This is a genomic window from Bacillus jepli, from assembly GCF_047238305.1.
Lineage (GTDB): Bacteria > Bacillota > Bacilli > Bacillales > Bacillaceae_L > Ferdinandcohnia.
The window spans coordinates 1817962-1832915 of sequence record NZ_JBDFMO010000001.1; the positions used below are offsets into that span (position 1 = coordinate 1817962).

The 14954-nt window shown below is 37.9% G+C and carries 14 protein-coding genes; 12 read left to right on the plus strand and 2 right to left on the minus strand.

The features are described 5' to 3' along the window. Positions 1-3: 3 nt before the first annotated feature. Positions 4-141: a hypothetical protein gene (locus ABC371_RS08885; RefSeq protein ID WP_412896469.1), complete on the plus strand. Its 138-nt coding sequence runs from the start codon at positions 4-6 to the stop codon at positions 139-141. Positions 142-178: 37 nt separating this feature from the next. After that, entirely contained in the window at positions 179-544 is a 366-nt protein-coding gene (locus tag ABC371_RS08890; protein WP_412896470.1) for a metal-dependent transcriptional regulator, read from the plus strand. A gap of 22 nt (positions 545-566) precedes the next feature. Here the strand turns inward: ABC371_RS08890 and ABC371_RS08895 are convergent, their stop codons facing one another. Next, positions 567-1325 (minus strand): YibE/F family protein, encoded by a 759-nt coding sequence (locus tag ABC371_RS08895; RefSeq protein ID WP_412896471.1) that lies wholly within the window; start codon positions 1323-1325, stop codon positions 567-569. Further along, positions 1322-2431 carry a YibE/F family protein gene (locus ABC371_RS08900; RefSeq protein WP_412899305.1) on the minus strand — a complete coding sequence of 370 codons (1110 nt, stop codon included), beginning with the start codon at positions 2429-2431 and terminating at the stop codon, positions 1322-1324. Before ABC371_RS08900 ends, ABC371_RS08895 begins: the two co-directional genes overlap by 4 nt. Positions 2432-2798: 367 nt before the next feature. Between ABC371_RS08900 and ABC371_RS08905 the strand changes: the two genes are divergently transcribed. The 10 genes from ABC371_RS08905 (at position 2799) to ABC371_RS08950 (ending at position 14928) form a co-directional block, all read left to right on the plus strand. Continuing rightward, positions 2799-4091, plus strand: coding sequence for an ABC transporter substrate-binding protein (locus ABC371_RS08905; protein ID WP_412896472.1), 1293 nt, complete (start codon positions 2799-2801; stop codon positions 4089-4091). Positions 4092-4287: 196 nt separating this feature from the next. Then, positions 4288-5112 carry a carbohydrate ABC transporter permease gene (locus ABC371_RS08910; RefSeq protein WP_412899306.1) on the plus strand — a complete coding sequence of 275 codons (825 nt, stop codon included), beginning with the start codon at positions 4288-4290 and terminating at the stop codon, positions 5110-5112. Beyond that, positions 5112-5939, plus strand: a complete 828-nt coding sequence (locus ABC371_RS08915) for a carbohydrate ABC transporter permease (RefSeq protein WP_412896473.1) — start codon at positions 5112-5114, stop codon at positions 5937-5939. Before ABC371_RS08910 ends, ABC371_RS08915 begins: the two co-directional genes overlap by 1 nt. A gap of 45 nt (positions 5940-5984) precedes the next feature. After that, positions 5985-9044: a glycoside hydrolase family 2 TIM barrel-domain containing protein gene (locus tag ABC371_RS08920; protein WP_412896474.1), complete on the plus strand. Its 3060-nt coding sequence runs from the start codon at positions 5985-5987 to the stop codon at positions 9042-9044. Positions 9045-9143: 99 nt separating this feature from the next. Next, entirely contained in the window at positions 9144-10025 is an 882-nt protein-coding gene (locus tag ABC371_RS08925; protein WP_412896475.1) for a DMT family transporter, read from the plus strand. A gap of 31 nt (positions 10026-10056) precedes the next feature. Next, the gene (locus ABC371_RS08930; RefSeq protein WP_412896476.1) at positions 10057-11055 is read left to right on the plus strand and encodes a LacI family DNA-binding transcriptional regulator; all 999 of its coding nucleotides are present in this window, start codon (positions 10057-10059) and stop codon (positions 11053-11055) included. A gap of 124 nt (positions 11056-11179) precedes the next feature. Then, positions 11180-12790, plus strand: coding sequence for a sensor domain-containing diguanylate cyclase (locus tag ABC371_RS08935; RefSeq protein ID WP_412896477.1), 1611 nt, complete (start codon positions 11180-11182; stop codon positions 12788-12790). A 175-nt stretch (positions 12791-12965) separates the two neighbouring features. Beyond that, positions 12966-13679 carry a hypothetical protein gene (locus ABC371_RS08940; RefSeq protein WP_412896478.1) on the plus strand — a complete coding sequence of 238 codons (714 nt, stop codon included), beginning with the start codon at positions 12966-12968 and terminating at the stop codon, positions 13677-13679. Between the two features lie 117 nt (positions 13680-13796). After that, positions 13797-14699 carry a DMT family transporter gene (locus tag ABC371_RS08945; RefSeq protein WP_412896479.1) on the plus strand — a complete coding sequence of 301 codons (903 nt, stop codon included), beginning with the start codon at positions 13797-13799 and terminating at the stop codon, positions 14697-14699. Positions 14700-14733: 34 nt separating this feature from the next. Next, positions 14734-14928: a hypothetical protein gene (locus tag ABC371_RS08950; protein ID WP_412896480.1), complete on the plus strand. Its 195-nt coding sequence runs from the start codon at positions 14734-14736 to the stop codon at positions 14926-14928. Positions 14929-14954 lie beyond the last annotated feature (26 nt).

Genomic DNA, 14954 nt, shown 5'->3' on the forward strand with positions numbered 1-14954 from the left:
AGCATGCAAAGAAGTAAAAGAATCAACGCTAAAATTGTAAAATACTCCATTATTCTAAAAGCCTTAGGAATCCTTGATAAAGACGACTATCGGCAAATTATGGGTAGCCTTTCAAATGAGTTTCAGGAATCAGATGATTGACTCTTGAAAAGGGTTTGATTCAAGGTGGTGTTGAAAAGTGATTTCAGCAAAGCGGGAAAGATATCTTTTAGAGATATATGCAAATATGAATGATGACGGGTTCGCACGTGTATCTCAATTAGCAAAGCTATTGAATGTTTCCGTTCCCTCCGCATCAAAAATGGCAAAGAAGTTAAAGGAAGACGGTCTTATCGAATTTCAGCGATATGGGATGATTTCACTCACAGAAAAAGGAAATCAATTGGCTGAGCAATTAGCCTTTAACCATGAAGTCCTCTCCCGTTTCCTTCGATTAATTAAAGTCGAAGATGAGGAGATTGAAAATGAAGTTAAAAAGATAGAATCATATATTAGCAGTGATGTAATAAAAAAACTGAATACCTTCCTAACAAATAGGAAGTAGGAGACAGAAAATCCGTCGTTCCCTACTTCTCTTTTTTTACGAAACTATAGGCTGTAATCCAGGCGGTAATTGGAATAACAAGTGTGACACTAATTCCGGCAATTAAAATGGTGATCATTTCAGCACTAAAAATCTTCGAATTCACGATTTCCCCTATTGAATAGGATAAATCTTTGAACCAAATGAACAGGGCAAGATAGCCACCAAAAAAGGCGAAAAATAATGTGTTTGCGCTTGTTCCAAGGATATCCCTCCCTATGCTTAACCCAGAAGCAAATAATTCTTTCCGACTGAGAGTTGGATTGTGGTAATGAATTTCACGCATCGGTGATGAGATGGCAATTGCCGCATCTGTAATCGCACCAATGGTACTCATGATGATGACCGAAGCTCCAATCTTTACAAAATCCACTCCGATATATAAGGAAAACATCCCAAGCTCCTCTATTTCTTCTTCCCCAAAACCTTGAATCATCGACTTGTTCGTAAGTAAAAGAATAAACAATAATAGTATGATTGTTGTAATGATGGTGGAAATGAAGGCAGTCTTTGTTGTACTATTTACTTCATTTATATAGAAAAGATTGATTCCGCTTATCGCAACGCACGCAAGCAGGGTTAAGTAAATCGGATTCAGATTTGGATCATTCATAAAAATGATCGTAATGATAAGTACACCGAAATTAAAGAATAAAGCCAAAAATGACCGTACTCCTTTTTTTCCACCAATAAGGGTCATTAATATAAATAAAATGGCTGCGAGTACAACTAATGTATTCATGATCTCGCCCTCTTTCTGCTTACAAAAAATATCGTCGTGAACAGGCCTATTGGTATCGTTAACGCAATTCCAATCCCACCTGCAAGTGCACGCGCTAATTCCAGGGAGAGATTCATGTTTAGAGTAAATCCTAGTGGAGATGCATTTTTAAAATACAGAATCAATAATGGAATCGAGCCACTTATGTAAGCGAAAAACAAAATATTGGTCATCGTTCCCATTATATCTCTACCTACCTCCATCCCCGACTTTACAAGAGCTTTAATTGAGATAGTATTATTTTTTTCATACAACCCAAAGATTGTAGAGGACATTGTGATAGCTACATCCATTACAGCCCCCAAAGAACCTATAAATAACCCAGCCATAAATACCGTTTTATACGGTCTAGTAATAAACTGAAGTTCTTCATATCGAAGGCCTTTTCCTGAAGTTATTGTGATAACAAGATAGGCAACGGCCAAAGAAACAAAAGTACCGATAAGAGTCGCAATAATGGCCGAATATGTTTTTTCATTAAAACCATTTACAAGTAACAGAGATAGGATCGTAAATAAAATAATTCCGATACTGCAAATCAATAAGAGACTACGGTCTGGTTTATTTAAGTAGAAATCCAATGCATAAGATAATAGGATAGCATTGATGATTAGGCTGAAAATCGAGAAAAGTCCTTGTTTCTTTCCGACCAAAAGTAAGATAAAAACAAAGATCCAAGCTGCAATCAATATATATTTATCGCGTTTTACCTCGATGATTGTTCCAGTTAAATTAGTATCTTCCTGTTTATTCGCATCTATTGTAACAAATAGTTCATTCCCAACACGGAATTCATAATCATATGCTTTCGATGAAGAGTATTCATTGACTAAATCAATCCGATTACCTTTTTCCTCTCCATTTTTTATTTCTGCAATGATGTGCTGGGTGAACAGAGAATCTTTGTTCTCAAATTTATTCACGATTTCCGTCTTATCCTGTAATTCTACCTCCACAACTTTTGCGATGGGACGTTCATAAAATGAGTAATTGTTATGAACAAGTACAATACTGGCTACAAAACAAAGAAATACAATTATGTAAAATAACTTATATTTGAAAGTCATCTTTCTATAAAAATTTATTATTGAATTCAAAAAAAGCCCTCCAAATCACCATATGCAATCAGTATACCACAGGCCCGTCGTCTTATTAATTCAGCTACTAGAGAATCTTTCTCTATTTCAATTAGTAAAATTAAACTTTTTTTACTAAAAATTCTACTTTGTTAATATCTTTTAGAAGACATTCTCCTTAAAATGCCTGTAAAATGTCTAAAAACTATGAGATTTTACAATGAAATAACAATATTCCGAATTAATTTTAGTAAAATATATGTAAAAGCGTTTACATTTACTAAAATCGACTATATAATAAACTCGTAAAATGAAATGAAGAAAAACGAACTGACTTAACAAAAAAGGGGTTATGAAAATGAAAAAGTATCTTTCATTCATCATGGTTTTATTGTTATTGGTAGTATCTGCTTGTTCAAACAAGACGGATGAACAAGGCTCTAATGGAGATTTTGATAATCCGTCAGGGAAAATTACCGTTTGGGGATGGGATGTTGCAGCTGAAACTATGAAACTAGCTGTGGAAAACTTCCAAAAAGAATATCCTGATGTTGAAGTTACAGTAGAAGATTTCAATAGTTCCGATTTATATGAGAAGTTAACTGTGGGGCTAGCAGCAAGAGGTTCAGGTCTACCCGATGTAATCCTTATGGAAGACGAAAGAATTCCTGGGTATATCAATCAGTTTCCAGAGGGGTTCATGAAACTGAACGAACATGGTTATGACCAATATAAAGATTCTTTCAACCCAGCTAAAATGGCATCTGTTCAGAATAAAGACGGTGACATTATAGCTGCTCCTTGGGATATTGGACCAGCCGTTATGTTCTACCGTGCTGATTTTTTTGAAAAAGCAAACGTAAATCCAGATTCAATTAAAACATGGGATGATTATATTGAAGCTGGAAAGAAAATTAAAGAAGCAACAGGTGCACAGTTATTACCAATTGATATTGCTAAATATGATGGTGTGTTCCACATGATGCTTCAGCAACAAGGACTGTCTTATTTTGATGCTGAAGGTAATATCAATCTTCAATCGGAAGAGGCTGTTCAAGCAATGAAAGCAATTAAAAAAATGCATGAAGAAGATTTAGTTTTTAACAATGATGGTTGGGATGGAATTGTAACAGCCACTGTTAATGGTGCGGTAGCGACAGTTCCTTATGGAATCTGGTATGCAGGAACAATCATGGACCAAGCTCCAGATCTTGCTGGAAAATGGGATATCTTCTATCTTCCTAGTTTCAAAGATGAGGGAGCAAGATATGCAAATGTTGGAGGATCATCATTGCTGATTCCATCATCTAGTAAAAATCAATCCGCGGCATATGCATTTGTTGAGTATTTTACAACGAATGTTGATGCACAATTAGTTGGTTTTGAAAAGTTTGGTTTATTCCCTTCTTTGAATAGCACTTATGATTCACCAATATTTACAGCTGAAAGCGAATACTTTAATAAGAGCGCAATCTTTAAAAAGGTATCTGATATTGTTGAACAAGTACCGGAAATTCCGTTAGATGAAAACTTTGCTCGTGGAAGTAAAGTAATGAGCAATACACAAGCATCGATTTTACTTGAGAATAAAGAGGTTGAATCAGCATTACAAGACGCTAGTAAGCAATTAGAAAACGAAATTAAAAAATAAGATCTACTTAATATATCTTTGGATGAGGGTGAACGAAAAATGATGTAAAAAAACCCTCATCTTTATTAATAGTTAGGGGTGTGTTTTAGTGGAACAACCGGATAAGGCCGTTACGTTCACTACAGATGTTAAGGGAAAAACCAAAAAGAGAGTCGGTTCACAGTTCATTACTCCCAAAAATGCACCATACTTTTTTATGGGACCTGCTCTTCTGTTAATTATCATTTTTACAATTTATCCTGTGATTTCATCATTTATTTTAAGTTTCCAAGAGGTTCGTGGGGTTGAAAAAACGTTTGTTGGATTATCAAATTATACTAGGTTATTTCAAGACCCGATCTTTTATAAGTCCTTACTTAATACATTTCAAATTCTTATCGTTCAAGTACCATTGATGCTTTTTCTAGCGTTGTTAATTGCTGTAGGACTTCACTCATCAATGGTAAAATTCAAAAGCCTTTTTAGAATTGCCTATTTTATGCCTGCCATTACAGCGCTTGTAGCAGCATCAATTGTTTTCATGATTTTGCTTGATGAGCAATTCGGCCTTGTAAACTATCTTCTTTCAATAGTAGGCATAGAGCCGATTGCGTGGTTAACTTCACCTTTTTGGGCGAAGGTATCAGTTATATTAGTTATGACGTGGAGATGGACGGGATATAATATGGTAATTTTCTTAGCTGGTTTACAAAATATCCCTGATTCTTTATACGAAGCCGCAAGTATTGATGGAGCAAGTAAATTTAAACAATTTTTTATGATCACCATTCCACAACTAAAACCGGTTTTCGTATTTACAGTCGTTATGTCAACGATCGGAACGCTTCAACTATTTGATGAACCATTTATCTTAACTGAAGGTGGTCCGAATAGTGCAACAATGACGATAACGCTTTACTTATATGAGGTAGGCTTTAAATATTTTGAGTTTGGTTATGCCTCTTCTATTGCGTATGTACTTGTTTTAATTATTGCGGTTATTTCATGGATTCAGATGAAGTTGGTAGGTGACACAGAGTAATGAAAACTTCGAATAAATTCTCAAAAATACTTATTTATAGTTTACTTCTAATTGGTGTAATTATCTCGATTGCACCGTTCTATTGGATGATCGTAGGATCGACCCTACCAACAGGACAGATATTCTCATTACCACCTAAATTGTCACCAGGGGATTTCCTCGCAAAAAACTTTGCGTCATTAAAGGACTCGCTAGGTATTGCGCGTATCTTTTGGAACTCAATTTTTATTGCGATTATCTATACCGCTTTAAGTACGCTTATAGCGGCAATGGCAGGTTATGCGTTTGCTAAGTTTCGTTTTAAAGGGAAAAATACGATTTTCTTCATTATTTTATGCTCATTAATGATTCCATATCAGGTTACGCTCATTCCATTGTTTGAAATGATGGTGACCTTTGATTGGCTTAATACGTATCAGGCTATTATTCTACCAACGTTAGCATCACCATTTGCGATTTATTTAATGAGACAGAATATGTTGGCTGTGCCTGATTCCATAATTGAAGCCTCACGTGTTGATGGAGCTGGAGAAATGAAGATATTCTTCACAATTGTATTACCAGTTGTTCGACCGGCATTGGCTGCTGTTTCGATTTTTCTATTTATGTCACAATGGAACAGCTTAATCTGGCCGCTTATTACATTGAATTCAAAGGACATGTTTACGTTGCCTGTGGCATTATCAAGTTTAATTGGATTGGCACGGATCGATTATGGGCAATTAATGCTTGGAACAGCTTTATCGACACTACCAATCATGGTTTTTTTCTTGCTTATGCAGAAGCACTTTATTTCAGGGATATTGGGTGGGTCAGTTAAAGAGTAATTAATACTATAAATCGTGTAAATACAGGTTCCGGAGGAAGATAAAATGCGACGAGAAATGAAGAGATGGGAGAACATTCATCTAACGGGGATCAATAGACTCCCAGCTCATACTGATTTTTATAGATATAAAACGAGAGAGAATGCAATTCCTTTTAATAGAGAAAAAAGTATTGGATATACATTGCTTGATGGCGTGTGGAAGTTCTTATTTGTTGATGCACCAGAACTTTCACCTAAGGGATTTGAAGCTGAGGACTTTGCAATCGAAGGTTTAGACGATATCGAGGTTCCATCGAGCTGGCAAATCAAGGGCTATGGAAACATGCACTACACAGATGTATTGTATCCATTTGCCATTAATCCACCATTTGTACCACAGGAAAATCCAACTGGGATTTATTTTAGAGAGTTAGAGGTTACCGACCTAGCAGACAACGAAGCCCTGATTTTAAAATTTAATGGGGTCGACTCTGCATTTGATTTATATGTGAACGGACAGCATGTCGGCTATAGCAAGGTGTCACGAGTTCCTTCTGAATTCGACATCACAGAATATGTGAAAATAGGCGCCAACCGTCTAACCGTACGAGTTTATCAATTTTCTGATGGGACATACCTTGAGGACCAGGATATGTGGTGGCTCTCTGGAATTTTTAGAAGCGTGGAGCTCTTTAAAATCAACAAGGATACGCTTCAGGATGTGTATGTAGAAACACTCCCAGATGAAAACTATGAAAATTTCACCTTAAAAATTGCTGGAGCATTTTTAACTGATCATGTAAAAGGTTTATTCGCGACTCTTTACCATGGCGGTGAACAAGTAGATCGATTTGAAATAGAAGTGGTTGATGGCAAATTTGAGATGAGTAGATTAGTTGAAAATCCACTTTTATGGAATGCAGAGGAACCAAATCTTTATCACCTTCTATTTGAATATTGCTTGCCAAATGGTGATCAGGAAATCGTTCCGTTACGTATTGGGTTCCGTGCAATTGAAGTGATCGACAACGAAATTCGCGTCAACGGCAAACGTATTTTCTTTAACGGGGTGAACCGCCATGATTCACATCCGAAGACAGGTAGAACGGTAACTTACGAGGATATGCTTCAGGACATTAAGATGATGAAGCAGTACAATATCAACGCGGTCCGTACAGCGCACTATCCAAATAATGATGTGTTCTATGATTTATGTGATGAATATGGTCTTTACGTCATTGATGAAGCAGACCTTGAGTGTCACGGTTTCGAAAACACTGGCAACTACAACTGGATTTCTGACAATGAGCTATGGGAAAAACAATATGTGGACCGTGCTGTCAGAATGGTGAAAAGAGATCGCAACCACCCGAGTGTTATCATGTGGTCACTAGGAAACGAGTCTGGTGCTGGCCGTAACTTCACAGCGATGTATAATGCAATTAAAGCGATCGACTCAACTAGATTAGTACACTACGAGGGTGACAGAGTTGCGGCATACAGTGATGTATACACAACGATGTACACTCGCTTAAAGCCGCTTGAAGAAATCGGTAAAGATGCTGAAGGCAAGAAGCCTCATATTCTTTGTGAGTATGGCCATGCCATGGGTAACGGTCCTGGTGGGTTAACAGAGTACCAACAATTAATGAGAAAATATCCTCGATTGCAAGGTGGCTTTATTTGGGAATGGTGTGACCATGGAATCGAAGTGCCGAACGAAAGTGGTGAAACTTACTACTTATATGGTGGCGATTACGGAGACTTCCCGACAAACGGAAACTTCTGTATTGATGGTCTTGTGTTCCCAGACCGAACTCCTTCACCAGGTCTTATTGAATATAAAAAAGTGATCGAACCAATTGTAACAGAAGAAGTAAACCTAGCTGAAGGAAAAATCCGAATGAAAAACTTATACGATTTTAGAAACTTAAGCGGGATTGTTCTTCACATTGAAGTTAAATCGTTCGGTACTCTTATTGAGGAAGTAGAAATGAAACTTCCTAGCATCCAAGCACATGAAGTAGCAGAAATTGTTTTACCAGTAGATCTAGCAAAAGCTGATCAACACGATGATGTTCGCATCTACTTAAGCTACCGTGAAGCAGAAGATACGCTTTACGCCAACAAAGGCCATGAGATTACAAAGGAAAGCTTCCTGTTAGAATCGACTAAAATTGAAAAAGTAGTGAAGGCTGTCGCATCAACTGATTCAGATTTCGTAATCGAAGACGAGGCAGCTAACCTTACCATTGAAAACGATAAGTTCAAGGCAGTCTTCTCAAACGTCTTTGGAACACTAGAATCGTTCGAATCTGAAGGGGAAGCAATCATCAACAAAGGACCGGAAGTAACCCTTTGGAGAGCAATTATTGACAATGATATGTATAAAAAGGATGACTGGATTAACAAGTACTTCCTAAAAAATATAAAAGAACAGCTTGGTGAAGTTTCTTATGAAGTGACTGATGACTATGTGGATGTTGTCATCACGAAGTACTTATCAACCGTTAACCAAGCATGGGGCTTCCACTTAACGTACAATTACCGCATCACGAACAATGGTGCCTTAAACATTGACATAAAAGGTGAAAAGGTCTTACGAGGTATAGAAATTCCAGAAATGCTACCACGAATTGGGGTAACCATGCATCTTAACCAAGATTACAACAATGTTACTTGGTATGGACGTGGAGATTCAGAATCCTATCAAGATACAAAGCGTAGCCAGCCGATTGGACTTTATAGCAAAACCGTTCACGAAATGCATACTGATTACGTGTACCCGCAAGAGAATGGATCAAGATGCGACACCTCTTTCCTAGCGGTGGCAAAAGGTGAGAACACATACCTCATCAATTTTAAAGAAGAGTATGACTTCACGATCCATGACTATGAAACAAGTGCTCTTGAAGAGGCAAAGCACCGTGGTAAAATTAAAAAGTCGCCCTTCAATGTGTTGACGATTGATTACAAGCAAAGCGGTGTCGGAAGTAACAGTTGTGGTGAAGAGCAGCTACCTCCATATCGTACAGTCATTGAGGACTTCCACCTTCAATTTGAAATTCGAAGCATCAAAAAAGAAAATCTAGTTGAAGAAGCTAAATTCTTTATTGTACGATAAAATTAACAACAAGCATGGGACAAGGGGACAGGTACACTGTCCCGCAAACTAAAAAACGGGACGAGGGACTGTCCCTTTCGTCCCACTGTGGAGGTATACATGCGTAAATATATTGGGGAACTAGGTCTTACGATTGTTGCCATCATTTGGGGAAGTGGGTTTGTCGCAAGTGCGGTGTCGCTTGACCATTTCACACCGTATCAAATCCTTGCGATCCGTTTCCTTGTTGGTGTCATTTTGTTGAGCCTTGTCTTTTTTAAGAAACTAAAACATATTAAAAAAAGTACAATTATTAAAGGTTCCATCATTGGAATCTTTCTATACCTAGCATTTGCCTTGCAAACCGTTGGGTTAGTATACACCACACCATCAAAAAATGCCTTTTTAACGGCGGTGAATGTGGTGATCGTGCCGATTATCGCGTTTGTTGTCTTTAAACGAAAAATGGATAAATTTGAACTGCTAGGTGCAGTGTTTGCGATAACCGGTGTGGGTGTGATGTCCCTTCAACTCTCTGGAGGCGTAAATTTTGGTGATTTCCTGACGTTATTATGTGCGGTTGGATTTGCATTTCACATTTTTTACACAGCTCAATTTGTGAAGGATGAAGACCCCGTGTTGCTAACGGTCATCCAAATGGCGGCGGCTACAGTTTTAGGCTTTATCGTAGTCCTATTCAAAGGAGAAACCAATTTTGCGGCTAGCATTGAAGGCGTTTCGTCAGTTCTATACTTAGGGGTATTTTCAACAACGATTGCGTTTCTATTGCAAACAGTCGCGCAGAAATTCACAACCGAAACGAATGCAGCAATCATATTATCTACAGAAGCATTATGGGGTATGGTATTCTCTATCATCATTTTAAGTGAGGTATTAACCGTACGAATGATCATTGGAGCGATCATTATCCTTGCAGCAATCATCATTTCCGAAACAAAACTAAAATTTTTGAAGAAAAAGAGTTACAAAGAAGCGATATAGGGAGTTTTCTCAAAAGGGATGGGTATGAAAAATGGCGACGATTAAAGATATAGCGGATTTAGCACAGGTTTCCATGGCAACGGTCTCTCGGGTGTTAAACTATGATGAAACATTAAATGTGACACCTGAGACAAAAAAGCGAATTTTTGAAGCAGCAGAGGAACTTAACTATGTCATCACCCCGAAAAAGAAAAAAGCAAAAAAGAAAGGGGTCGTGGGGCTCTACTATTCCTATTCACTTGAAGAAGAACTGGTCGACACTTACTATCTTTCGATTCGGGTGGCACTAGAAAAGAAACTTGAAAGCATTGGCATGGAAATCATAAAAATAACCAAAGACGACACAAAAAGAAGCCTTTCTAAATTGGATGGAATCATCTGTCTTGGAACCTTTAAAAAAGCAGATATAGAATTGATCAAGAGCTTTGATAAGCCCTCTGTATTTATCGATGCAAATCCAGATGAGGACCACTTCGATGCAGTGGTGATCGATTTTAACTCAGCAACAAAAAAAGCCCTCAATTATTTGGTAGAATTAGGTCATCAAAATATCGGGTTTATCGGCGGTGTCGAGACCGATATGTACGGCAATCGTTTCAAGGATTTACGACAGGACGTTTTTGAATCGTATCTAAAGGAAAAAGGAATTTTTAACGGGGACTTCGTTAAAATTGGCGGCTATAATCCAAAGGACGGTTACCAGATCCTGAAGGAAATGCTAAGTGAAAAAGAAAAGCCAACGGCCTTATTTGTAGCGAACGACACAATTGCAGTTGGTTGCTACAAGGCAGCCTATGAACTAGGTGTGAAAATTCCAGAAGACCTCAGCATCGTTGGTTTTAACGACGTATCCTCTGCGCAATACATGGTGCCGCCCCTCACCACAGTTAAATTATACACGGAGATTATGGGTGAATCTGCGGTCGACCTGCTGCTCGAGCGTATCGCAACCAAACGTGAAATCTGTAAAAAAATTACCATTCACACAAAGCTCGTCGTGCGAGGTAGTGCGGCGAAGGTTAAGAAATAATAAGTCAAAAACCACGAGACACCCGTTTCGTGGTTTTTTAGCCAAAATGAATGGTTTTTCCTAAATAACCCATCCTAATGATAAGTGACTGGAACGATGCAAATCTGCAGAAAAGGTGTTTTTTATGTTGGTTTCTACCCATGAAAGCTATACGACTGAGTATCATGTAGGGATGGTTGTTCTGTCTATTTTAATTGGCATTTTCACCTCGTATGTTGCGCTTCATTTAATTAATCGAGATACAACAAGCCCTAGAAATGATAAGTTTTGGTTGTTTACAGCCTCGCTCGTGATGGGGGGCGGTGTATGGGCAGTTCATTTCATCGGAATGCTAGCTGTCCATATTAAAGTTACCGTAAGCTATAATATTTGGCTCGTCCTTGCTTCTTTATGTCTGATTGTAATATTTTCCATTCTTGCTTTTTCACTAATCTTACATTCTCAAAAACATAAAACGGTAGTGATAAGTAGCCTTTTAATGGGATTCGGCATTTTTAGCATGCATTATCTAAGCATGCGTTCCATGCAGATGGAGGCCAACCTTACCTATGCAACTATCTTGTTGCTCCTATCGCTACTAGCAGCAATCATTGGATCTTGGGTTACATTTTGGTTGTTTTCTCAATATCGTGATGCAACTTGGTTTGGGCCAGTTAGCTCCATTACTTTAGGCTGTGGGATTGCAGGCATGCATTACATTGGAATGAGTGCTACAACCTTTGAAAAATTAGAATTCCATCAACCTAATGAAAATCTAGCGGGATACGTTTTATCGGGTTATACCATTGCAACGACGATTACAATTTTCATTCTGATATTGTTTGTTCTTCTCCTTTTTCAAGCAAGCCGGGACCAGAGAATGCAAACTCGCTTGTTAGTGAGCGAAGACCATTATAAGCGATTGGTCGAACTAGCGCCAATTGGGATTATCATTCATAAGTTTGGAATCATTCATTTTATCAATTCAACGGGTATCGAAATCCTAGGTGGAACGGATGCTAAGCAAATGATTGGAAAACAATTTCTCGATTTTATTCACCCGGATTATCATCAAATTATTAAAAGTCGCTGGAAATCCATTCGGAATGATCAACCTGTTGAAGCAATCGAAGAAGTAATGATTCGGCTAGATAAACAACCGATTCATGCTGAAGTTTCTGGTTCTCCTTATGAAATGGATGGAGAGACATTTGCCCAAGTATTTTTTGCTGATATCACCGCACGTAAAGAAGCGGAAAGTATGATGTACCAGCTAGCCTATTATGATGGATTATCAGGTCTACCGAATCGGAGGTACTTTGCCAAAGAACTAGAAAAAGCAATTGAAAAGGGAGAGCGACTTTCAGTCTTATTCCTTGATTTAGACGGATTTAAAGCGGTTAATGATACGTATGGGCATGATGTAGGTGATACGCTCATTCAGCATATTTCAACACGATTGAAAGAGTTTGTACCAGAAAAGGCCATGTTATCGAGGATGGCAGGGGATGAGTTTAATATCTTCCTACCCGACACAAGCGTTGAGGAAACGAAGCGATTAGCTGAAACGATTATTCAATCCGTTCAGGAAGTAGTTAACATCGGGGAGTTTTCCATTTTTGTGACCTCTAGTATAGGAATTGCCTTTTTTTCGGAGCACGGTGACACAGTAGATGCTCTTATGAAACATGCGGATATGGCCATGTTTGAAGCAAAACGAAAAGGAAAAAATCAGTATCATTTTTATAACAGTTAGAGTTTCATATGAGAAGAAAGTATTGGTTTTAAGTATATCTAGTGAAAAAGTCTCGTACCCCTTTTTGTGAGATCAGGGAGTTTTTACTTATTTTTCCTTAATTATTCTCTTTCTTGTTGTTTGCCCAAAATTTGGATACTATAATGAATTTTGGAGAAAAGATGGGAGGATCATTATGGAGAAAAAATGGGGAAGTATACTTATAACATTGGTATTAGCCGTGTTTTTAGCAGCTTGTGGTAGTACGAATGAAGCAGCAAAGGACAGTGATAACCAGTCTAATACGTCTACTACGAATGGAGCTGAAACTGATACAGATGATCAGAAAGAGGACTCAGAAGCAGAAGAATCAGTAGCAAATAATAAAGAAGATAAAGACAAGGAAACAGAGGTTTTTCGAGCTTCCAGTAATGATGAGAAAAAAACAGTAGAACCAGCTGAAAATGTATTTGATTCCGATAAGGTATTTTATTATGATAATGACTCTGTCGAAATTACACTTACAAATGCATCTTTCGTTAAAGAATTTTCAACTTCCAATGCAGATCCGAATAATACTTGGGCAAGTCGTAGTACAAATACGGATTCCCAAATCTATTTTCATATAACAGGAACGATTAACAATGATACAACCGATATTTTTCACTATGGTCACAAGCTGGCACCGGTAAAATTCTTTTTATTATATGATGGTAAACATGAGTTTGAAAGTTTAGCTGCAACCGAGGAAGAGAATGGTACAAAATTTGGTGGGGCTAGTGTAAATCCGTTAACGAAAGGGAATGTACATATTTATTTCCAAGTTCCGACACCGGTATCTGAAACCGATAAACCATTAATTCTGAAAGTGCTCTTAGGTGATGAAGAGTTTGAAATACCTATAAGATAAAAAGAAGTAGTCGAGCAAAATTGTTTGCTTGGCTTTTTTCGTATTCAAGGATTATCCTTTTCAAGTCTTTCAAATTTTGGTAACATATGGGCAATACATAAATCGGAGGAAACGCTGATGAACAAAAAAATGGCGGGGCTTTCCATTGCCGCAGGTGCATCATTATGGGGGATTATCGGCTTGTTTGTAAGCAATCTGTACGCAATTGGTTTTACGCCATTACAGGTTGTGGCGGTAAGAGCAATCGCCGCCTCCATTTTTCTGATTACATATGCGTTACTAAAAAACCCCCAAGCATTTAAAATGAAGATATCCGACAGCAAATATTTTATTGGAACTGGAATCATAAGTATTGTCCTCTTTAACTGGTGCATGTTTGTGGCGATTGAGGAAACCTCGATATCCGTTGCCGCTATTCTGCTTTATACTGCACCAGCTTTTGTTACAATTTTTGCAAGATTACTATTCAAAGAGAAACTCACCATTCGAAAAATGCTGGCACTTGCAGTGACCATTGTAGGATGTGCATTTGTAGTTGGGGTCTTTCCTAATTTTTCGGGGACAATTTCCCTCTTCGGGCTGGTAGTAGGGATCGGTTCCGGTTTCTTTTATGCACTTTATAGTATTTTTGGTAAGTTTGCTCTTGAAAAATATGATTCTCTGACTGTCACGGTATATACGTTTATTTTTGCAGCAGTTGCCGTGACACCGTTTAGCGGAATATGGTCTGCAGTGAATTTGTTTGCAGATATCAAATCATGGTTGTATATCGCAGGACTGGGCTTTCTTTCATCGATGCTGGCGTTTATCCTATATACAAAAGGATTACAGTATATTGAATCAAGCCGAGCTTCCATTATTGCAACCATTGAACCCGTTGTTGCCGCCATCATTGGTTTTTTTATCTTCCAAGAAACATTGCAAATGTGGCAATATGTAGGGATTATCATGGTGATCGCCGCCGTAATTATTGTTCAAGAAAATAAGTCAGAGGCTTCCGGAAAAAACTATAGTAGATAATGAGGCATCTTTATAAAAGAGGTGAATTCAGACAATGAAACTTGCATTTATTATCGTCATTATTCTTGGAATTGCTGCATTTATCGGTACAATTATGATAGCAGGTAAAGGCGATGCAAACTACCGTGAGAAAACGAAGCGAAACAGCATCAATCTAACCGTCATTTATGCAGTTGTTATTCTGCTCTCTTTGATTGCAGTTGGAATTTATATAAAGATGCATGCGTAAAAATGAAGTGTCCAAACGGGCGCTTT